Origin of the sequence: uncultured Clostridium sp. (assembly GCF_947072515.1) — a bacterium.
In the GTDB taxonomy this organism is placed as follows: domain Bacteria; phylum Bacillota; class Clostridia; order Clostridiales; family Clostridiaceae; genus Clostridium.
In genome coordinates this window covers 1-22,029 of record NZ_CAMTIG010000017.1, presented here as the reverse complement: position 1 = coordinate 22,029, position 22,029 = coordinate 1, and the positions used below count along the sequence as shown (strand labels likewise).

Sequence of the window (22,029 nt, the reverse complement as noted above, 5' to 3'; positions counted from 1 at the left end):
ATGAATTTAAACTCTGAATACACTAGCTTAAAAGATATAAAATCTGAGGAAAAACGACTTTATAATGAATATAAAAAGAGAATGAACGAGCTAAAAAAAGCTCAAAAAGAGAAGGAACAAAAAGCTAATAAAGTTTCTTCTGGGCAAGTTTTCACAAAAGGGCTTTTACCTATTTATGTACTTCACATTCTTAATATAAGTCCTACTAATGGAAATGAAATAGCCCATAAAATAGCTCAAAGAACTTCTGATAAATGGAAACCTAGTACAGGTGGTATTTATCCTATTTTAAAAAAATTAGAATCTGAAGGTCTAATAATTGGCGAATGGGATGATCCAAAAAAGAAATTCAAGAAAATTTATTCTATTACTGAAGAAGGTCGCTTAGATTATTTAAGAAAAAAAACTCTTTTAAAACCACGAATTGAAGAGGCACTAGAAGTATTTAATTTAATATATAACGATATTTATTAAAAGGATGTATTTTTACATCCTTTTTTTTATAAAATTTCGAATAAATTTCTCCATCTTTTCAAATAATAGAAATGGAGGTGTTTTATGTTTGTAAAAATTATAGATTTAAATCATTCAGAAGCATTTATAATATCTCAAGATGATATTATAACAGCTATACCACTATCCTACATAAATGGTGCTAAGATTGGTGAACAAATCTTTATACCTTCTTGCATAAAAACCTCATGCCATTCCTATATTACTACTAACAACTTAATTTAATGTTCTCTTAATACATTTCACACACACACAAAAGACTATAACCTGTTCAGTTATAGTCTTTTTCTTATCCTACAGTTATTGCACTTACAGGACAGCTTGATTCTGCGTCCTTTGCTTTATCAATAACTTCATCAGTTTTTGGTTCAGCCATCACTCCAGCTTTCCCGTCATCTTCCATTTGAAAAACTTCTTCACATATTGATGTACATAATCCACATCCTATACATGTATCTTTATCTACTGATGCTTTCATTTTCATTCCTCTTTTCTTAAGTTTATTATGCTTAGTATAAACCTTCGAAAATTAATGAATATAAAGGATTTTCCACTGAGTATTCTTCAGCCTTACCTTCTTCTAATGCTTCTGTAAGCTCTAGATTTATTGGTAATTCTCCTAAAAGAGGTATTCCTAGATATTCAGCATGTTCTTCAGCAGATTTCTTACTAAACACTCTAAGTTTAGTTTGGCAATTATCACACATAATATACGCCATATTTTCTACTACGCCTTTAATATCTACGCCTACCTTTTGTGCCATTATAACAACTTTTTTAACTATCATTGAAACCATATCTTGTGGTGTTGAAACTATTACTAATTCTTTAACATTAAATTCTTGCATTACTGTTAATGCGATATCCCCTGTTCCTGGTGGCATATCTATTAATAAGTAATCTAATTCACCCCAAGCTGTATCAAAGTACATTTGGTTTAAAACTCCATTTATTACAGGTCCTCTCCATATAACTGGATCTTCTTCAACATCTGTTAAAAGATTCATAGAAATAACCTTTATCCCTGATTTTGTTTCAACAGGAATAAACTTCACTTCATTTTCATCTACAGCCTTAATTCCTGCTCTTTCCTTATTTATTCCAAAGAATCTTGGCATTGATGGTCCTGTAATATCTGCATCTAAAACACCAACTTTATAACCTTTTTTTCTAAGGATTGAAGCCATTATTCCAGTTACCGTTGACTTACCAACTCCACCTTTTCCACTAATAACACCTATTACATTTTTTACGTTCCCATATTTAAGTGCTTTTACTGAAGGACAAATTTCTATACCTTTTGATGAACAAGAATCTTTGCTACTGCATCCATCACATTTGCTACTCATGTTTTTTTCCTCCTGTCTTTAATCTTTAGTATTTTATTATGTTTGAGTTGTAGAACCCACTGTGCTCCAATCTTTAGGCACTTGATTTGGTTTACTAACCTCAATACTCCACTTATTAAAATCATATTTACCTATTACATAATATGTTTGATATATATGATTAACTTTATCATTTACTGTAATTATTGTTTTAAATAAATTTGTACTGTAACCTCTATTTGTAACATTTATGACTACTCCAAATTTACTAAAGTCTCCATTTTGAACAATCTCTGCTCCTGGAACTGCTTTTTGTAATTCCTTATTAAAGTTTTGTAAATCTACTGAGAATAAATATCTTAAACACTCAACGTCTCCTAAAACATTTACTCCAACTTTAATATTATCTTTATCATAGCTTTGTTTTGTTAAATCAACTACTTTCATAATACTGCCATAATAAATTTGATTAAAATCATTTGGTTCCTTCATAGATGAAAGATTATTTATTATAGTTTCATCTAGATTTTTTGGAACTTGGAATGCTTGATTTCCATCCCAGAAGTTACCTTCTCCACTTTGATTTACACCTACAACATAATCATATTTTTTAACCTGATCACCAGTATAAATTTCAAATATGTAATCTGGTTCTAATGAACTTCCCTTTGGTCTAACACTTCCATGAGATAGTGTTTCATACAACTGTTTAATTGTACTTGAATCTGTGATTATATATCTAAATCCTGGGTCTCTATTATTTTGAATAACTACTTTGTTAACATTAGTTTGCATTATGTAATTAAAATCATTATTTCTAAAACCAAACTTAACTAATATTGTATTTATAGGACCAAAACCGATAAATATTAATATTGCAGCTATTATTACAACTACTATAGCTATTACCTTTTTCATACTCACTTCAATATCACCTTCTTATCTTGTAATATTTTTTACAATTAATTAGGAGAAGCCTTATGCTTCTCCTAATTATAATTATTATAATACTTTAAACATTTTAAGGCAATGAGATTAATTTTTATTTAATATTCTACTTTGTAGGAATAACAACAGTTGCTTTCTTATAATCATAGAACATTAACCAATATCCATCTTCATCCCCATTTTGTCCTTTAATCCATGTGACAAAACCTGATTTTCCCATATATGGTTGTTCCTCAGTATTCTTTTTACCTGGAATTGCATAAATTATATGCTTTAACTCACCTTTATTATCACATTTATAACCCATCATAAAATGCTTATGTCTAATTATATAAGGATAATAATTTATCATTGGATTATATACTACAGAATGTACTTCGTGATTATTCATATTGCACATATCATCTATAGCTTTAATTGGGACTTTGTACCACTTACAGTATTTTATTTCCTTAAAGCATTCTTTGATTTCTTCAAAATCTTTAACTATATTTTCAAAAAATCCTCCAATGCCACCTCTTAGTTTAAAGTTATTTGGATCTATCTCTACATCTTCAATTGATCTTTCATAACTTTCAAAGTCTGTTTTACTTTTTACTTTTGGTTTTTCTTCTTTTGGTTTTTCCTCTACCTTTGGTTTAACCGTTGCTTTCTTTTCATCGCTCTTAACTATCGGAGAATCTTTCCATCCCGTTTCTGGTTTTTCACCATTCATAAATCCATATAACATAAAGTTAAGTTTTCCAGATACATTTTTACAAATACCAGCACCTGAAATTTTTTCATGTGACATATTCATTCCAGCTATGTTATCTATAAAATATTCCTTTGTTGCCTCCCCTTTACCGCTGTCAGCGACAACTAGTGGACCCATATCAATTATTTGTTTTTCACCTTTTTTACAACAAATAAGTACTATGGAATGATTATCATCCTTTTTTAGATTTTGAGCATAAAAAGTTATTTTACATTTGTCTCCCTTGGCTTCTATCTTAGAGTATCCTGAAACTGCTTTATCTCCACTTAAAGCATTCCCTTCGTCTTCTTGTAATATTATAAAATTTCTATACAATTTATTATGTGCCAAGCCACTTTACCTCCACATATATATTTATTCCATATATTATATGCGTGAAAGTACCATTTATGATAATACTATTTTATTTTATATGCATAAATTTTATCTGAAAGAGTTGCAAACTCTTCTATAGTAAGTGTTTCCCCTCTTCTTTTAGGATCAACATTTGCTTCTTCAAAGGCTTTTTCTAAGTCTTCTTTATTTACTCCTAGATTTTTAACTCCATTCCATAGAGTCTTTCTTCTCATATTAAATACATCTCTTATTAGTGCAAATAAAAATTCTTCACTTTCAACCTTTACTCTTGGTTCTTCTAATCTATCTAATCTTATTATTATAGATTCAACCTTTGGTCTAGGCATAAATGAACTAGGTGCAACTGTTCTTATAACCTTTGTTTGTGCATAATATTGAACCATTAATGAAAGAGACCCATAATCTCTTGTATTTGGTTTTGCATCCATTCTATCTGCAACTTCTTTTTGAATCATTATAGTTATACTTTGGAATTTAGCTCCACTCTTTAAAAGTTGTGCAATTAATGGTGTTGTTACATAGTAAGGTAAGTTAGCTGCTACTTTAACGCTTTTCTCATCTCCTATAACTTCATCAAAATTAACTTTTAAAGCATCCTTATGTATAAGTTCAAAATTTTCATATCCTTTTAATTCTTCAGTTAAAATAGGAATTAGATCTTTATCTATTTCAATTGATGTAACCTTCTTAGCCTTTTTTAGCATCTCTACAGTTAATGTACCAACTCCAGGACCTATTTCAATAACAAAGTCCTCTGGACCTATCTCAGCGCCATCTACTATATCCATAACAACTTGCTTATCAACTAAAAAGTTCTGTCCTAAACTTTTCGTAAAATTAAATCCATATTTTTTTACTATATCTTGTGTTTTATAATTAGTTATTAAATCCATTTATTTATCAAACTCCTTTTCAACCTTTTTAATTGCTTCCACAAACTCTTCTTTAGATATTCCATAATTATTTAATCTTGAAATCATTTGTGCTCCATTTCCATATCCAATTCCAAGGATTTTTCCTAAAAGAATCCTTCTCTTCTTAGAATCTTTATCTCCTGTTAACTTGAAATATAACATATCTTCAATAGCATATTCTTCTCTTTTTTCTTCAACAGTTACCTTAACATTATTTAGTGCTTTTATTATAGTTTCAGGTGAAGCATTTTCAACACCAATATCTCCATCTTTAAGCCCCTCATCTTGTGAAATATAAGCATGTTTTATTCCCTTGACTCTTTTAGCAATTATACTTCTTATTTTTTCTCCCGCAAAATCTGGATCCGTAAACACTATAACACCTTTTCTTTTTTGCGCTTCTTGTATTCTCTCAATTACTTTTCTATTTATTCCAAATCCACCTACTGCAATGCATTCAGCCTCTACAGCTCTTTTTATAGCATCTATATCATCTCTACCTTCAACTACTATAACTTCTTTAATCACAAACAAAACTTCCTTCCATAAAACATTTCATCTATTTAATTATAATTAAAAATACTAACTTTCTTCCATATTCTTAACTACAATTAGATTTTTTCAAAAATTTAAACTAGCCAATCAGACTAGTTTATTACTCTCAACTTGTATATACATTAAATTTACAGATATATTTTCATTATGTCAAACTCTTTAGGTTTTTAAACAATTGAAAAAGGATGCCTTAAAGCACCCTCTCTCTTTACTTACTATTCGCCTGGATATGAAATTATATAGGCATTTAGCCCATGCTTTCTTCCCCATTGTGTACATTCTGCATTCGAATTAAAATATACATCTATTATATTTCCCTTGATAGCTCCACCAGTATCTGCTGCTCTTGCAAGCCCATATCCTTCTACATATACTAAGCTTCCTAACGGAATAACTCTAGGATCTACTGCAATTGTACTTATTCCACCTGGATTGTAGACAGGCTTTGTACCCGTTGCAGTTATTCCATGTAAGGCATATGCTGTTGATTCTACTACTATTTTCTTCTTATACCCTGTAGGTGCATTGCCACTAGGTGCACTCCCACCTCTATTTGGTATATACTTAATTGGATTTTTAGTACCTTCAACTACTAATGCATTTACTGGTTTTGAAAGTGTTTTTGATTGTACTTCCTTTTTAGAAACTTCTTTTCCATCTTTATAAGTAATCTTATATTTTACTTGTTTCTTTCCATTTGTACCTTCATTTTTAACTACTTTTTTACCTTTCTCAAGGTTTGAATCCCTTTTAACAACTGTTTCGTAAGGTATTGATTTGTCTTCCTTAACAGTCTTAATTTCTACATCTACAATTTTTATAGCTAAATCAGCTATAGCCTTTGTATTTAACCCAGGATTTATTTCATCTAAATCCTTATCGTAGTCAATTCCTTTTGATTTAAGCTCGTCCATATTTTCCGTTAAAACTTGTCCTATAGTTTCTTCTGCTGAGTAAACAGTTGTTTTTTTATTTCCCATTGCAAATTCTATAGGAACTGCATTCTTAACTATAATCTCTTCATTTTCATTAACTTTGGATTCTAAAGCTGGTTGCACCTTATCTTTTTCTTCTACCTCAATACCCTTAGATGTCAACACATCTTCTACAGTCCTACTATAAACAACTACAGTTTCAGTTGCGTCATCTATAGTTAGCGTAATTGTTTTTCTAGCATTCGTAAAAATTATTGTTCCCATTAATAAATATAATGCTAAAAACATTGTTGTTTTTGCTTTAGGACTTTTAGAAAAATTCTCTCTACAAGCTTTCAATTTTTCTACCATTATTCCCTCCTTTGGCAAGAGCACTGACCATAAAGTTATTTCTAACTTAGAGCTCTCTCGCTTTTAAAACCATTGTATTTATCATAATTTTTTTATGATTTTGGCTTTAATTTTCCAATTTCAGTTTCACCCACGGGTTATCCCCATTAAATGGCATACGAACAGTAAAGCTATCCTTTTAAATTTTACCATATTTTCTTTTTTTATACAATCAAATCCATTTCATTTTACTTTATAAACTATAAATTCATCAACTTGTAAAAATTCTCATTTACCTTAATATTCAACTCTTTTTTATCGATTCCTCTTGTTTCCGCTATTTTTTCTATTATTTCTTTTATATAGTCGGATCTATTTCTTTTTCCTCTGTTTGGAGTTGGAGCCATAAAAGGTGCATCCGTCTCTACAAGTATTCTATCTAGAGGTATCTCTTTTGCAACTTGAACTAATTTTTTTGCATTTTTAAAAGTTATAACACCTGTAAAACCAATATAGTATCCAAGTTTAATACATTCTTTTGCAAACTCAACACTTCCTGAAAAACAATGTACTGTTCCAATTACTTCTGGAAATTCCTTTATTATTTCTAAAGTGTCTCCATGTGCATCTCTATCATGAATAACTACTGGTAACCCAAGCTCTTTTGCTAGAGCCATTTGCTTTCTGAAGGTTTCTTTTTGAACCTCTCTTGGAGGGTTTTCTTCCCAATAATAATCAAGTCCAATTTCACCAACTGCAATAACTTTCTCGTTTTTAATTATGAGACTTTTTATCTCTTCTAACCTTTCATCTGTTAACTCATCAGCATTTTCTGGATGAATTCCTAGTGCTCCATATATAAGGTCATATTCTTTAGTTAAAATATCTACGTCTTTAACGCTATCATATGATGACGCACAATCTAATATTCCTATTACGCCGTTATTTTTCATTTCTTCTATAAGTTCACTTCTGTCTTCATCATAATCTTCTGAATCATAATGAGCATGTGTATCAAAAATTCTATATTCCATTTCATCTATCTCCTTACTCAAATTTAACTTTATTTCTCATTATACATTATTATATAATACTAACAAGATTATACTTTAATTAAAGAAGGTGATTTTCATGATCAATACATTAAACATATTAAAAGAAACAGCTCTTTTCTCACATTTCTCAGAAGATGAGCTTGAAAAACTGCTTAATGATACATCTGTTTCATTAAAGAAATATTCTAAAGAAGAAACTATTTTCTTTGAAGGAGATATTTGTACTTGTGTAAGTTTAGTTATATCTGGTGAGGTACATATACAGCAAAATAATTCCCTAGGAAATACTTTAACAATTACTAAGTTATATCCTAAAAGTATGTTTGCTGAAAATATAATTTTTTCTACTAAAAGAAATTATCCCGTAGATGTAGTTGCAATGGCTAATTCTGAAATACTACATATAAATATATCTACAGTTACAAAACTACTAATGTCTAATGAAACATTTTTAGTTAAATTTTTAAATGATCTTTCTAATAAGTCTTTAGTTTTAAGTTCAAAACTAAGACAATTGAACACAAAATCTTTACGTGAGCGAATTTCATTTTTTCTTTTAACAGAATCGAAAAAGCAAAATTCTAATACTATACATTTAAATGCTACTAAAGAAGAGCTTGCTAAAAGCTTTGGTGTTCAAAGACCATCTCTATCACGCGAACTTATAAATATGAAAAAAGAAAGATTAATTTCTTATGATAGAAAAACAATAACTATATTAAATAAAGAATTTCTTCAAGATTTTTAAAATTAATTTTTGCTGTAATATTTTTTTATATTTTTTGACACGAAACTGCCACAATTCTGCCTTATAATAAATCTTGTAAAGTAGTTAAAGCATTATTATTTACCCCTTATAACCATCTTAATTGATTGGTTGCCTAGAATATCTCGTCCCCCTATTGTAGATATTCTAGGTTTTTTATTTTACTTTAACTTTTTCTTTTTTAAATTATTTATCTCATCTATAAAAATATTTTTATCCATAACCCTAAAGGTCTCAATATATTCAATATTTCTATCCACATTTTCTATGTGAATAAACTCAAATGAATTATTTTTCAGTTTAAATATATCTAATATTTTATGACTAAAGCTAGGCATAAACGGTTCTAATAAGTTTGCTATATTTATTAATTTTATAATAGAATATGTCTTATCTCTATTAGTTTCTTTCACAAAAGAAAGAATTAATTTTAGCCCGTCTTTAAATTTTCCCTTTTCTATTAATAACCCAACATCCTCATAATACTCATCCATCTTATTTTTTTCGTATTTATTTTTATATATTTGACAGCGTTCTTTATTATACAAATTAACTGTATTAGTACAAAATCTTTCTAACTCATCTACCAATTCATTATTAGAACTTATAAAGCTTTTCCATCTAAAGTCAGTATCACACTCTTCTGGCGAATTCATAATTAAAAAATATCTAATTAAATCCACAGAATATTTTTCTAAAACCTCATCTATCCACAAGGCCCAGTTTTTTATTGTGGAAAAGTTTTTCCCTTCTAACTTTAAATAATTGCTAGAAAAAACTCTTAAATTTATATCATCATATCCTAATGCCGATATAAGCCCTGTAAAAATTATTGTATGGAATGGTATATTATCTTTTCCATGTATAAGGTAGACCCTGCTATCTCCACCATTAAAATATTCTTTTAAGCTTTCCTCACTTCCTATGCATTCTTTTGCCGCTGTTAGATATCCCATTAAAGCTTCTATCCATACAAATATCCTTTTATCATCAAATCCATCTAAAGGAACTTTAACACCAAAATCAATATCTTTAGTTACCGCTCTATCTCTAAGTCCTTCTCTTATATATTTTTCTGTGATTATCTTTGCATTCTTTCTCCAAAACTCTCCTCTTTCAAAAATATTTTTCACTTCATTTTCAAATTTTGAAAGCTTAAAAAATAAATCCCCTTCATTTTCATATATATAGTCTTTATCATATAATTCCTTTATTTTTGTTTGTACCCATTCTTTATGAAACTCTTTTTCAGTATTTGAAAATAAATCAAAAGAAAAATCTAAAGCTTCAAACTCACGTATAAATTCGCCATGATATTTCTCAACAACTTCTATCGGTGTAATTTTTTCCTCTTCCGCCTTAGATAATATCAAATTTCCATGCGCATCACTTCCTGATATAAAAATAACCTCATCACCTTTTTTTCTATGATATCTAGCTAAAATATCACCTGGAATAAATACTACCACTCTCCCTAGATGCAATTTGCTATTTGCATAAGGCCATGCATTTCCTATTATTACTTTCACTGTTCCACCTCCTATTATTTGTTTTATTTACTTTTTATTATATTAAGTTTTAAATTTTCATATTAAAAAAAGCCACATCAAAATCTAATCTTATCTTTTGATGCAGCTATTATTTATACTATCTTACTTCACTACCTGTTGGTAATTTTCCTGGATTCACTAAGTTTAATATTGTATCATCATTATCTGATGCTGCAAGTATCATACCTTGTGATAACTCCCCTCTTAATTTAACAGGTTTTAAGTTTGCTACAAGAACAACATATTTTCCTACTAAATCTTCTGGTTTGTAATGCATAGCTATTCCTGAAACTACCTGTCTGATTTCTCCACCTAAATCTACTTTTAATTTAAGTAGTTTTTTAGCTTTTTTAATTGGCTCACATTCAACTACTTTAACTACTCTTAAGTCAAGTTTTTCGAAATCTTCTATAGTTATTTCTTCTTTAATTTCTTTCATTTCTTGTGGTTTTTCTAAAGCTTCTTTTTTCTTAACTTCCTCTAATTGAGCAACTCTTAAAGCTTCAAGTTCTTCTAATTTTTTATCAACATCTATTCTTGGGAATAATGCTTCACCTTTTGTAACTTTAGTTCCTGGTGCAGTTCCATCAAATCCTTCTAATGATGCCCAATCTTTAGCAGTTACAGCAAGTTGTTCATTTATTTTTTCAGCTGTAGTTGGTAAGAATGGTGATAATAATACTGATGAGAATCTTAATGTTTCAGCTAAGTTATATAAAACAGTACCTAATCTATCTTTTTTATCTTCATCCTTAGCTAAAATCCATGGTGTTGTTTCATCAATATATTTATTAGCTCTTCTTATTAAAGCAAATATAGCTTCTAATGCATCTGGAATTTTTAATTCATCTATTGCTTCTTCAACTTTTTTAGGAGTTTCTAATGCTAATCCTATAAGTTCAGAATCAACATCTTCTTTATCAAGTGGTGTTGGTAATACTCCATCAAAGTATTTTTCTACCATTGCAACTGTTCTTGAAAGTAAGTTTCCAAGGTCATTACAAAGGTCTGAATTTATTTTCTTTATAAATATTTCATTATTAAATAATCCATCTGAACCAAAAGGAATTTCTTTTAATAAGTAGTATCTTACTGCATCTACTCCAAATCCATTTACTAAAGCAACTGGATCTACCACATTTCCTTTTGATTTTGACATTTTACCACCATCAACTAATAGCCATCCATGCCCAAATACTTGTTTTGGTAATGGTAAATCTAAAGCCATTAACATAATTGGCCAGTAAATTGTATGGAATCTTAAAATATCTTTTCCTATTAAGTGAACATCTGCAGGCCAGAATTTTTTGTATAGCTCATCATTATCACTTCCATATCCTAAAGCAGTAATATAGTTTGATAATGCATCTATCCAAACATATACAACGTGATCTGTATCAAATGTTACTGGAACTCCCCAGTTAAAACTTGTTCTTGAAACACAAAGATCTTGAAGACCTGGTCTTAAGAAGTTATTTAACATTTCATTTTTTCTTGATTCTGGTTGTATAAATTCAGGATGATCTTCTATATATTTTATTAATCTATCTGCATATTTGCTCATTTTAAAGAAGTAAGCTTCTTCTTTTGCTTCATGAACTGGTCTTCCACAATCAGGACAATTTCCATTAACTAATTGAGTTTCAGTCCAGAATGATTCACAAGGTGTACAATATGATCCTTCATATGAACTTTTATAGATGTCTCCTTGATCATATAGCTTCTTAAAGATTTGTTGAACAGCTTTTATATGATAGTCATCAGTTGTTCTTATAAATTTATCATAGCTTATGTCCATCATTTCCCAAAGGCTCTTAATTCCTGCAACTATTTCATCAACGTGCTCCTTTGGAGTGATTCCCTTCTCTTCAGCTATAGTTTGAATTTTTTGTCCATGTTCATCTGATCCTGTTAAGAACATTACTTCAAATCCTGTTAATCTTTTAAATCTTGCTATCGCATCAGCAGCTACAGTTGTATAAGTATTTCCAATATGTAGCTTAGTTGATGGATAATATATTGGTGTTGTAATATAATAAGGTTTTTTACACATAAAAATGTACCTCCTAAAATTAATTTTTATAATCTTTTGCAATAAAAAAGCCCTATGCTATGTTCAGCATAGAGACGAATTACCGTGTTACCACTCTATTTTTTTCTTATCTCACAATAAGAAACTCAATAGGTAAATATTTTACCTTGCACTGTAACGGTTGCATCCGTAAATCTCTAACTTTAAGCTCAAGATTTATGCTCCGAGGCCATCTTCATTCTAACTCCTATCGCAAGCTTTCACCACGCCACTCGCTCTCTTATAGATAGTTTTTAAAATTACTCTTCTCTTCATAGCATTTTCATTTTAACTATATAATATTCTAAATAGTTTTTTCTGTCAATAAATCTAATAATTTTATTTACAATTTATAGAAATTCTTTCTTTTTAGTCTATAATATAATATATTATATTTCTAGGAGGTAATTTAATAATGAAACTTAACTTTCACAAAATTGGATTAAGAAATATAAAAACAGCTTTGGCTGTAGTAATATGTATGCTTATATTTAAATTCATGGGTGGCGAAAACCCTTTCTATGCATGCATAGCTGCTGTTATCTGTATGAAAGATACAGTTTCTAGTAGTTTTACAATGGGAAAAAACAGACTTATAGGAACAGTATTTGGAGCTTTATTTGGTACACTCTTCATATACATTTTAATTAATTTAACCGTTCTTGATACATATATTCCCTTTGTAACAGGGGTTGGAATCGTCCTAGTTATTTACACTTGTAATCTTTTTAATAAACCTGGTTCTGTAACTATCGCTTGTATAGTATTTTTAGTAATCATGGTTAACTATAGTGGTCCTCAATCTTATGCTTATGCTTTAAATAGAAGTATTGATACTGCTGTAGGAATTATAGTTGCAATTTTAGTAAATAAATACGTAAATCCACCTAAAGAAAAACATGAAAAAAACATAGAGTCCGTACCTGCTCCTGCTCCAACTGATGATTCTAATACAAAATAAATTTTTATAAGAAAGAGGTTAGCTACTGCTAACCTCTTTCACTATTCTTCTTCATAATCTACATCTATAATAGTTCCCTCGTCTTCTTTTATAAAATATTTCTTTGGTATTTCTAATCTTAATTTATATTCTTCAAAAGAAAACTGTAAATTTTCTATATCACTATTAGGAATATAAAAGTTCTTTGTAAAATCTCTCGAATCATTAATTACTATCATACACATGCTATTTTCATTAGAAAAAACTTGATTTCTTTTTACTTTCACATGAAGATGATCATTTTTATAGTTTATTTTGATATCCTGTTTTTTTATTCCTGGAAAAGTTCCTTCTAGTAAATATCGATTTTCTTCATTTTTTATTTCTAATTGTATATCTTTATTTTCAACATTTTCCATAAAATCATCATACATATTCATACTATTATTTAAAATTTCAGAATAGAAATTTTCCATAAAACCCATATAGTTTTGATTAAACATACAGATGCTCCCTAAAATTAATCTCTATTTAGAATATTAAATCTACCTAACTAATGATACTCTTTTCGCTCTCTTCTTCATTTATTTTTTCTACTATCTCTTCTGTTAATTCTACTGGCTTTCCTATAAATCTTACCGCTAAAATTATAACCAGTGTTGCCATTGGTAAAATTATATAGACAGGTACTCCAAATCCTGCTGGAATATAACCAAACACTACTGTTGCAGCAGCTATAAAAATTGCATACCACATTTGTGTTCTTACATGTTCTATATGATCGCATCCAGCTCCCATTGATGAAAGAATCGTAGTATCTGATATTGGTGAGCAATGATCCCCAAAAATAGCTCCTGTTAATACTGCACTTGTACAAACTACCACATATGACATTTCCGGTGAAACTGAAAAACCTAACGGAATTGCAAGAGGCATTAAAATCCCCATAGTCCCGTAAGCAGTTCCTGTAGCAAAAGATATTATAGCTCCGAAAACAAATATAATACTTGGTAATAAGAATACTGGTACTGTATCTGATAGTAATGTTACTAAATATTTTGCTGTTCCTAAATCTTTAATTACAGAACTTAAAGACCAAGCTAAAAGAAGTATTACTCCTGTTATTAAAAGTCCTTTCATTCCCTCAATCCAAGTTTCAACTGCTTCTGTTACTGTAAATATCTTTTTCCATACTGCCATAGCTATTGCAACTATTGAAGCTAATACTGCTGATTGAAATAATGCTGTTGAAGCATCTGCTGCTGAAAAAGTTTGTTGTATTGACTCAAATGAAAATGGTGAATTATTTAAAATTGAAATAATTGCTCCATCCTCTCCAGCCATAATTGCTGTATATCCACTATAATAAAAACTTGCTAAAGCTGAAATTATAAGTGTTCCAATAGGAATTATTACATTCCATACACTTAATTTCACACCATCTTTAACTTCCATTTCTGTAGAATCTTCAACTTTCTTTCTTATATCCAATCCTTTTCTAGCATTTAATTCGGCTTTTCTCATTGGTCCAAAATCTCTAAGCATTAATGATGAAACTACTACAAATATAAGAATTAATATATTATAAAATCTAAAAGGTATTGTTTCTAAAAATACCCCAAAGGCATCAACTTCCATTCCTATTAACGTAAATGAATCTTTAATTAATCCAACTTCTAATCCTATCCAAGTTGAAATAATAGCAAGACCTGCTATAGGTGCTGCAGTAGCATCGATTATAAATGCTAATCTTTCTCTAGATATTTTTAATTTATCCGCAACAGGTCTCATTATTGGTCCTACTATTAATGAATTTGCATAATCATCAAAAAATACTAGAAGACCTAAAAACCAAGTTACAATTTGTGCACTTCTAGGTGTCTTTGCTCGCTTTGCAAGTGCCTCTGCAATTGCTCTAGCACCACCCATTTTACTTACTAAACTTATAACTCCGCCAATCGCTAAAACTTGAAGTATTATACCTGCATTCCATGGATCTGCTAATGAATTCAATATTCTTTGAACTAAATCTAGAAATGCTTGTACAAGACCTCCAAAGACATTCATTCCTCCAAGCTGTAACATAAAACATCCCGCTAATGTTCCTACAAACAAAGATATAACAACATTTTTAGTTATAAATGCTAAAACTATTGCTACAAGCGGTGGTATTATTGTCCATAATTGAAATTTTGCTGCATTAGTTGCTCCTAAATCTACTTCTGTTGCAAATGCTGGTACAGAAATGCACATCAAAAGTGTTAGTACCCCTAAAAAAATAACCCCTCTTCTTTTCATAAAAATTCCCCCTATTTTTTATTTATAATTAACTTTAAATACCCAGTAATTCTCTTTAATAATTTGCTTTTATATATATTAAAAAGAACCTTGAGATAACACTCAAGGTTCTACTAATATGCAAAATCCTAGAATGATAGCTCAACACAATTTCTTGTGACAGTCTTATGCATATTCTACACAAGCCCAGAGTTATAAGATTAAAGCAATCTCTTATACTCTTCGGCAAAACTTCCTTTCCTATAGTTTTAATTTGCCTATAAAAACTATATTACTCTTAAGTTTTGCTCCTCTACCGTTTCATATATTTAACTTTAATTTAAAGTTATTATACAATAAATTCCATTTTTTCGCAACACTTTATTCATAATTTGTTTATATTTTATTTACTCATGAAATCTTCTATTTCTTTAACAGTTTTAATCATATCTTTAGTTAAGACTTCATTTCCATTTTCAGTTATTAAAATATCATCTTCAACTCTTATTCCGATTTCTTCTTCTGGAATATAAATTCCTGGTTCTACAGTATAAACCATTCCAGGTTCTAGTATAGTTTTTCTTCCTGGATTATCTATATCATGAGTATCTAATCCTAAACTATGTCCTATACTGTGGAAGTAATATTTTCTTACATCCTTTTTATCTTCTATTAAACCTAATTTTATACATTCTTCTGCTATCCATTCAGTTGCTTGATTATTTAACTCAACAAAGTTTACTCCTGGTTTCATAGCTTCTATGACTCTTTCATTTACACTTAAAACAGCTTCATAAACTTCTTTTTGTCTTTCAGTAAACTTTCCGTTTATAGGAATAGTTCTTGAAATATCACCATTGTAATATTTCCATTGTGCTCCTAAATCAAATAACATTAAATCTCCATCTTTAAGAGTATCATTATTTGCTACATAATGAAGAGTTGTTGCATTTACTCCTGCTGCTGCAATTGTTTTAAATGCGTAATCTCTAACCCCTCTTCTTCTACATTCAAACTCAAAATAAGCTTCTGTTTCATATTCTTTCATTCCAGGCTTAATATTTTTCATTACACTCTCTACACCAGCTATAGTTATTTCTATAGCTTTTCTCATTTCTTCTATTTCACCTTCACTTTTTACAAGTCTAAGTGATGCAAAAAGAGGAAATGCATTTTTAACTTTTACATGAGCATATTTATTTCTTAATTTTTTAGCAAATGTTCCTGCTTCAGTAGGAAGACTTTCAAAATTATCTCTTTCTAAATCTAAATAAATAGTAAATTCATCTCTTTGACCTAAAAGTCTATTTAAATATCCTTTAAGCTCTCCTAAAAATGAAACTTCTTTTATTCCATTAACTTCTTCTACTTCTTCTTTTCTAATAGTTTTTCCAAGCCATCTTTCCATTTCTAAATCTATCTCTTTTATAAACATCTTTTCTGTTACTTCACCATCTATCTTTGAAATAACTAAAATGTGTTTCTCTTCATTTATTCCTGTTAAATAGTAAAAATTTCTATTTGGCGTAAACTCATATTGTTCATCTGCTGTCTTTTTTGGTGCTTCTCCTGCTAAAAGAATTAATAGTGAATTATCATCTAACTTCTCTATTAACTTTTTTCTATTAAGTTCAAATACATTTTTTTTCATAACTATTCCTTCTTTCTTTAGTTTTCTAACTTATCTTTTGTATATATTTTTATTCTACAGCTAGAACTCTTACTTTTATTACTTCATCTATTTCACTTATTTTATATAAAAACTTTTTAACGTCTCCTTTTATCTTAGAAACGTCTAATGTTATTGTAACATTAGCTGTCATGTTTATTGGTATATCTTGATTAATTGTTAAAATATTTAACTCATTTGTTGCAATAAAATCTAAAACTCTAGAAAGAGCTCCTGACTTATGAGATAAAAGTAGTACAATTGTTATCTTTTTGCTGTTAACCCCTTCAGCCATTTGATATACTGTATCCTTATACTTATAATAAGTACTTCTACTTATTCCCACAACTTTAACCCCTTCTGAAATGTCCTTAGCTTTCCCTGTATGAAGAAGTTCTTTTACCTCTAATACCTTATAAAAAACATCAGGTAAAACATCCCCATTTACAATATAAAACTTCTCATCTGCCATTCTTTTGCCCCCTTTTTAATTCTCATAGTATATCCTTATTGAATATATTACCATATTTATTCAACAATTCTACCTTATTTTAAAATTTAAATTTCTATTTCTTTATTGAAAAGGAACCCAGTTTCTGAGTTCCTTTCAATATTACAAATTATTATATGTTTTAACAATTTTTTTATTTAAAATAAAGCTTAAAATCCCAATAGCTACAACTAAAACAATCACATCTATCACAAATACGATTAGTACCTCTTTTACTACAAATGCTATTGCAAGTAAGATACCTCCAAATACAACTGCCACTATCATATTTCCTAAATTCCTAAAGTTTCCTCTATATAAATTTTTCTCTGTTTGCCATGATACTTTAGGATTTGAATAATCAAAAAATATCCCTAACATACTCATGAAGAAACAAGTTAAAATCTGAATTATTATACTTAATATCATAATTTCTAAATTTACATTTTCAAAAATCAACATACCTATCCCTAAAATTATAATCAACGAATTTATTAGAAAACTTGAAATAATTTTTGCTAATGCTTGAGTCTTATAGCTTACTGGTATATATTTAGAAATTAAAATATTATTTCCTTCTCTGCTTAATGCTGTACTTGCAGCTGATCCACTAGACATTCCTAAACTTATTGCTAGAGTAGTTGCTCCAACTACAATAAATCCAAAATGCCAATATTGACTTGTTAATGAGCTTGATGCTATTAAAAAGAAATATATAATTGGTATATAAAATAACATTACAACACTATTAACTAAAAATGTTGGTGTTCTAAATATTACTTTAAACTCTTTTATTACTAGTGCTCTTAAAACAGATGATTCCTTAATAGTAATTTTTTTAGCTTTTTTTACTCTTGTTTTATCTGTTGAATCTTTCAAGCCTCTTAAATATAGTTTCTCTGACACTACATATAATATTCCTATTAATACTATAACTATTAATAGTGAAGCTAGAATATTCAAAATACCACCTGCATTTTCATATCCCACTAATGCACTAGCCTCTAATTTAATATTTATGAATATTAAACTTAAAACATGTATAAATGACTCTTTAGCACTTACTACCGCTGCTGTTTGTATCCCTGGATTATTTCCCTTAAACATGACATTTGATATGATTATTAATGCTATTAATACTACAGTAAAAACTACTTTTAAAGCATCTTTATGCTTACTTAGATTTCCAAGTTTCATCAATATACTAGATATAATAAATGCAAATATCATTGGTATAATTGGATTAAAAATATATGCACATACTACATACACATAAAAAAGCCATCTTGCCCCTGACACTATTCCATAAGTTATTAATGGCATTACAATTATCAATGAATAAATATATAAGTATGCTAATGTACTTATAAGTTTACTAAAAACTATCTCACTAGCTTTAAATGGAAGTGGTAAAAAAGCCTCTACATCCTCTGCCAAGAAAAATGTATTTATAACATTAAAAAATCCTATTACTAACGTTAGCATACTTCCTGATACTAATATCATTTGAATTAATAAGGATTCTTTACCTATTTTATCTAAAATTCCATATGCGCCTCCCACAGCAGCTGCATAACCTGATGAAAGCAATAACATAATAATTGCAAATAATAGATATTTAACTCCTGTTGGGATTTGAATTCCTTTCTTTTTTCGAGGCATTTTAAGATAATATCTAAGTAATAATATTATTCTACTCATTTTCTGTAATCTCCAAGAATATTTTTTCTAAAGACTCATCTTCTTCAAACTTATCTTTAAGTTCTTCTAAGGTACCTACAAAAATAAGCTCACCTTTTTTTATAATTCCAACTCTATCACATACTTTTTCCGCAACTTCTAGTACATGGGTAGAAAAAAGAACTGAATTACCATCATCTGCGTGTTTTCTCATCATATCTTTTAATATGAATGCTGATTTTGGGTCTAATCCCGTTAAAGGTTCATCTAAAATCCAAGCTCTAGGATTATGAATTAAGACTCCTATTATAACTATCTTTTGTCTCATTCCATGGGAATAACTGTCTATAGTTTCCCCTAAGGCATGTTCCATTTCGAAAGTTTTAGCAAGCTCATTGATTCTTCCTTCTCTTTCTTTTTTTGACACTCCATATACGTCTGCCATAAAGTTTATATACTCAATCCCTGTAAACTTTAAAAACATATCTGGACTATCTGGTACATATCCAAACTGTTTTTTTGCTTCTAAAGATTTTTTACAAATATCAAATCCATTTATAGAAACTGTTCCTTCAGTTGGTTCCGTTATTCCTGTTATCATTTTTATAGTAGTAGTTTTTCCTGCTCCATTTGGTCCTAAAAGCCCAAAAATCTCGCCATCTTTAATTTCTAAATTCATGTGGCTTACAGCATTTCCACTACCATAATCTTTACTTACACCTTCAATCTTTATCATTTGTTACACTTCCTTATACTAAGCTAATCTAAGTATACCCCATTAGAAATATTTGTTAAACATCCAATTATTTTTTTTACAAAACTATAATAAACATATATTTTTTAATACTTATCTCTAAAATAATAGTAATTTGACCATGGTTATTGCTGCAAAGATTGCTGCCATATCTGCTAATACAGCACTCCACAATGTATGTCTTATCTTTTTCACTTTAACTGCACCAAAGTAAACTGTTATAGTGTAAAAAATAGTTTCTGTAGTTCCCATTATTACTGAGGATAATATTCCTATAAAACTATCTGGGCCATAAGTTCTAATAAGATCTGTAAATACCCCTATAGCTCCGCTTCCTGATATAGGTTTAATTAAAACAAGCGGAATAATTTCTTCTGGAAATCCTACTGCAGTTGTTATTGGTGATAACATTTTATTTAATAATTCTAAAAGATGTCCACTTTTAAATATTTGAACTGCTACAATCATAGCTAAAAGTGCAGGAAAAATATTCATGCATACTTTTAGGCCTTCTTTTGCTCCCTCAATAAACCATTCATATACCTTTCTTCCTTTTATCATCCCATAAATAAGGATAGCTAAAACTATTATTGGTATTATACTTTTCGTTATATATCCAAACATAAACTATCCTCCTAAAAATATCTTTGCAGAATTTTACAACAAGTTATTCCAACTATTGCGGCTACTGTTGTTGAAAGTATTGCTGGTAATATAATTGCTCCTGCATTTGCGGACCCTTCTGCTGCTCTTATAGATAATATAGTTGTAGGAACTAGCTGAATACACGCTGCATTCATAACTAGAAATAATGCCATATCATTAGATGCCCGTCCTTTTTCTCTATTTAATCTATCCATTTCTTCCATAGCTTTTATTCCAAAAGGCGTTGCTGCATTTGATAAACCAAACATGTTTGCAGTTAAATTCATTACAATTGCCCCTAATGCTTTTTCATCCTTTGCTGCTTCTTTAAATAGTAGTTTTAATATTGGTCTTAAAATTTTTGCAAGTTGTGCTGTTAATCCACTTTTTTCTGCTACTTTCATTACTCCGCACCAAAAACACATGATTCCAACAAGTCCTATTATAAATTTAACAGTGCTATCACTACCTGAAACTATAGCTTCTGTTATTTTATCTGCATTTCCTGTCAATAATGATACTATAATCCCTAAAAAAATCATTCCAAACCAAATATAATTAATCATAAATCCTCCATTTTAACTAATACTATCTTTTAAATATATTCATTGAACTTAACTTTTATTAGTGCTAGTATAAATATATAAATAATATGTTCACAAACATACAATAAAGGAGTTTTACTTATGAAAGATGAAAACATTAAATTAGCTCAACAAGATATTGATGATGCTTTACAAACAGTTGAAGATTTAGAAAAAGTTATTGATACAGATGGAATATCTAAAGATGATTTAAAAGAAAAATTTGTTACATTAAGTGAGAAACTTCAAAAATTAGAAGATATCTTAAAAAGTGAAGGTATCATATAATTTTTACTATAAATTGATATTAGCCCTAATCTCTCTATGAGATTAGGGTTAAATTTTTATTATTTCATATCTATTAGTAAGAATTAATGGTAAACTATATTGTAAAAAACTCCGTAGCTATAATGCTAATGGTTGAAAGGATTTATATAATATGATAAAAAACTCAAAACTAATTCCATTAAAAAAAATGGAAACAATAACTGGGAAAAAAGATTCTAGAGATTTAATTTACACTTATTTAGATTTCAATTTTAAATTACATAGACTTGGGGATAATTCTGAAGGAAACGGAATGTATAGACTATCACCTTTAAACTTTGACCCTAAACTACTAAGATTATACAGTCAAAAAAATACTAATTTAAAAGATGCTTGTACGCTTCAACTTAACGATCCAAAAGAAGATTTATTAACTATTTTTAACTCTGTAATTGAAGCTAAAATGAAAAAAGAACTTGCTAGACTTGCTTACGAAAAAGCATTAAAAGATGGTACTCTACCAGTTAAAGAAGAAGTTGTAGCTGAAAAACCTAAAAAAGAGTTTAATAGAAATACTGATTTCAGAAAAAATTCTTTCTCAAGAGATAACAGAAACAATGATTCTAGAAATGGTTCTTTCTCAA

24 protein-coding genes, 1 riboswitch and 1 other annotated feature are annotated in these 22,029 nt (G+C 29.1%); of the genes, 6 read left to right on the top strand and 18 right to left on the bottom strand.

The window, feature by feature from the left end; genetic code table 11:
* Together Q0W06_RS08260 and Q0W06_RS08255 are read left to right on the top strand one after the other, a co-directional pair.
* On the top strand, window positions 1–474 hold the full coding sequence (locus Q0W06_RS08260; RefSeq protein ID WP_297633727.1) for a PadR family transcriptional regulator: 474 nt from the start codon (window positions 1–3) through the stop codon (window positions 472–474).
* An 84-nt stretch (window positions 475–558) separates the two neighbouring features.
* Window positions 559–738, top strand: a complete 180-nt coding sequence (locus Q0W06_RS08255) for a hypothetical protein (protein ID WP_297633725.1) — start codon at window positions 559–561, stop codon at window positions 736–738.
* Window positions 739–802: 64 nt separating this feature from the next.
* On the opposite strand, the gene Q0W06_RS08250 is transcribed toward Q0W06_RS08255, so the two are convergent.
* From Q0W06_RS08250 to Q0W06_RS08215, 8 genes are all read right to left on the bottom strand, one after another.
* Window positions 803–991, bottom strand: a complete 189-nt coding sequence (locus Q0W06_RS08250; protein WP_297633723.1) for a ferredoxin — start codon at window positions 989–991, stop codon at window positions 803–805.
* 31 nt (window positions 992–1,022) lie between these two features.
* Window positions 1,023–1,862 (bottom strand): Mrp/NBP35 family ATP-binding protein, encoded by an 840-nt coding sequence (locus tag Q0W06_RS08245; protein ID WP_297633721.1) that lies wholly within the window; start codon window positions 1,860–1,862, stop codon window positions 1,023–1,025.
* A gap of 36 nt (window positions 1,863–1,898) precedes the next feature.
* Window positions 1,899–2,759: a hypothetical protein gene (locus Q0W06_RS08240; protein WP_297633816.1), complete on the bottom strand. Its 861-nt coding sequence runs from the start codon at window positions 2,757–2,759 to the stop codon at window positions 1,899–1,901.
* 136 nt (window positions 2,760–2,895) lie between these two features.
* Window positions 2,896–3,876, bottom strand: coding sequence for a hypothetical protein (locus tag Q0W06_RS08235; protein ID WP_297633719.1), 981 nt, complete (start codon window positions 3,874–3,876; stop codon window positions 2,896–2,898).
* 68 nt (window positions 3,877–3,944) lie between these two features.
* A complete protein-coding gene (gene rsmA, locus Q0W06_RS08230) occupies window positions 3,945–4,796 on the bottom strand; it encodes a 16S rRNA (adenine(1518)-N(6)/adenine(1519)-N(6))-dimethyltransferase RsmA (RefSeq protein WP_297633717.1) in 852 nt (283 codons plus the stop codon).
* Window positions 4,797–5,345, bottom strand: coding sequence for a ribonuclease M5 (gene rnmV, locus Q0W06_RS08225; protein ID WP_297633715.1), 549 nt, complete (start codon window positions 5,343–5,345; stop codon window positions 4,797–4,799). It abuts the gene before it with no gap.
* Between the two features lie 242 nt (window positions 5,346–5,587).
* Window positions 5,588–6,658 carry a G5 domain-containing protein gene (locus Q0W06_RS08220; RefSeq protein WP_297633713.1) on the bottom strand — a complete coding sequence of 357 codons (1,071 nt, stop codon included), beginning with the start codon at window positions 6,656–6,658 and terminating at the stop codon, window positions 5,588–5,590.
* Window positions 6,659–6,897: 239 nt separating this feature from the next.
* On the bottom strand, window positions 6,898–7,671 hold the full coding sequence (locus Q0W06_RS08215) for a TatD family hydrolase (protein ID WP_297633711.1): 774 nt from the start codon (window positions 7,669–7,671) through the stop codon (window positions 6,898–6,900).
* 97 nt (window positions 7,672–7,768) lie between these two features.
* Between Q0W06_RS08215 and Q0W06_RS08210 the strand changes: the two genes are divergently transcribed.
* The gene (locus Q0W06_RS08210; protein WP_297633709.1) at window positions 7,769–8,440 is read left to right on the top strand and encodes a Crp/Fnr family transcriptional regulator; all 672 of its coding nucleotides are present in this window, start codon (window positions 7,769–7,771) and stop codon (window positions 8,438–8,440) included.
* Window positions 8,441–8,619: 179 nt separating this feature from the next.
* On the opposite strand, the gene Q0W06_RS08205 is transcribed toward Q0W06_RS08210, so the two are convergent.
* Both Q0W06_RS08205 and metG read right to left on the bottom strand, forming a co-directional pair.
* Window positions 8,620–9,987 (bottom strand): class I tRNA ligase family protein, encoded by a 1,368-nt coding sequence (locus Q0W06_RS08205; protein WP_297633707.1) that lies wholly within the window; start codon window positions 9,985–9,987, stop codon window positions 8,620–8,622.
* A gap of 118 nt (window positions 9,988–10,105) precedes the next feature.
* Window positions 10,106–12,061 carry a methionine--tRNA ligase gene (gene metG, locus Q0W06_RS08200; protein ID WP_297633705.1) on the bottom strand — a complete coding sequence of 652 codons (1,956 nt, stop codon included), beginning with the start codon at window positions 12,059–12,061 and terminating at the stop codon, window positions 10,106–10,108.
* 67 nt (window positions 12,062–12,128) lie between these two features.
* Window positions 12,129–12,364, bottom strand: a binding site (T-box leader).
* 130 nt (window positions 12,365–12,494) lie between these two features.
* On the opposite strand from metG, the gene Q0W06_RS08195 reads away from it, so the two are divergent.
* Window positions 12,495–13,040, top strand: a complete 546-nt coding sequence (locus Q0W06_RS08195) for an aromatic acid exporter family protein (protein WP_297633703.1) — start codon at window positions 12,495–12,497, stop codon at window positions 13,038–13,040.
* A 41-nt stretch (window positions 13,041–13,081) separates the two neighbouring features.
* On the opposite strand, the gene Q0W06_RS08190 is transcribed toward Q0W06_RS08195, so the two are convergent.
* From Q0W06_RS08190 to Q0W06_RS08155, 8 genes are all read right to left on the bottom strand, one after another.
* Window positions 13,082–13,522: an Hsp20 family protein gene (locus tag Q0W06_RS08190; RefSeq protein ID WP_297633701.1), complete on the bottom strand. Its 441-nt coding sequence runs from the start codon at window positions 13,520–13,522 to the stop codon at window positions 13,082–13,084.
* Between the two features lie 46 nt (window positions 13,523–13,568).
* Window positions 13,569–15,317, bottom strand: a complete 1,749-nt coding sequence (locus Q0W06_RS08185; protein ID WP_297633699.1) for a Na+/H+ antiporter NhaC family protein — start codon at window positions 15,315–15,317, stop codon at window positions 13,569–13,571.
* Window positions 15,318–15,446: 129 nt separating this feature from the next.
* Window positions 15,447–15,620: riboswitch (Lysine riboswitch) on the bottom strand.
* A gap of 79 nt (window positions 15,621–15,699) precedes the next feature.
* Window positions 15,700–16,947 carry an aminopeptidase P family protein gene (locus Q0W06_RS08180; protein ID WP_297633697.1) on the bottom strand — a complete coding sequence of 416 codons (1,248 nt, stop codon included), beginning with the start codon at window positions 16,945–16,947 and terminating at the stop codon, window positions 15,700–15,702.
* Window positions 16,948–16,996: 49 nt separating this feature from the next.
* Window positions 16,997–17,437 (bottom strand): ACT domain-containing protein, encoded by a 441-nt coding sequence (locus tag Q0W06_RS08175; RefSeq protein ID WP_297633695.1) that lies wholly within the window; start codon window positions 17,435–17,437, stop codon window positions 16,997–16,999.
* A 141-nt stretch (window positions 17,438–17,578) separates the two neighbouring features.
* Window positions 17,579–19,156 (bottom strand): hypothetical protein, encoded by a 1,578-nt coding sequence (locus Q0W06_RS08170; RefSeq protein ID WP_297633693.1) that lies wholly within the window; start codon window positions 19,154–19,156, stop codon window positions 17,579–17,581.
* The gene (locus Q0W06_RS08165; protein WP_297633691.1) at window positions 19,149–19,871 is read right to left on the bottom strand and encodes an ABC transporter ATP-binding protein; all 723 of its coding nucleotides are present in this window, start codon (window positions 19,869–19,871) and stop codon (window positions 19,149–19,151) included. The genes Q0W06_RS08170 and Q0W06_RS08165 overlap by 8 nt, the downstream gene beginning before the upstream one ends.
* Window positions 19,872–19,988: 117 nt before the next feature.
* Window positions 19,989–20,513: a nucleoside recognition domain-containing protein gene (locus tag Q0W06_RS08160; protein WP_297633689.1), complete on the bottom strand. Its 525-nt coding sequence runs from the start codon at window positions 20,511–20,513 to the stop codon at window positions 19,989–19,991.
* Window positions 20,514–20,524: 11 nt separating this feature from the next.
* On the bottom strand, window positions 20,525–21,100 hold the full coding sequence (locus Q0W06_RS08155) for a nucleoside recognition domain-containing protein (protein ID WP_297633687.1): 576 nt from the start codon (window positions 21,098–21,100) through the stop codon (window positions 20,525–20,527).
* 120 nt (window positions 21,101–21,220) lie between these two features.
* Between Q0W06_RS08155 and Q0W06_RS08150 the strand changes: the two genes are divergently transcribed.
* Together Q0W06_RS08150 and Q0W06_RS08145 are read left to right on the top strand one after the other, a co-directional pair.
* Window positions 21,221–21,406: a hypothetical protein gene (locus Q0W06_RS08150; protein WP_297633685.1), complete on the top strand. Its 186-nt coding sequence runs from the start codon at window positions 21,221–21,223 to the stop codon at window positions 21,404–21,406.
* Window positions 21,407–21,557: 151 nt separating this feature from the next.
* A partial coding sequence (locus Q0W06_RS08145) for a hypothetical protein (RefSeq protein ID WP_297633683.1) occupies window positions 21,558–22,029 on the top strand: 472 nt, incomplete at its 3' end.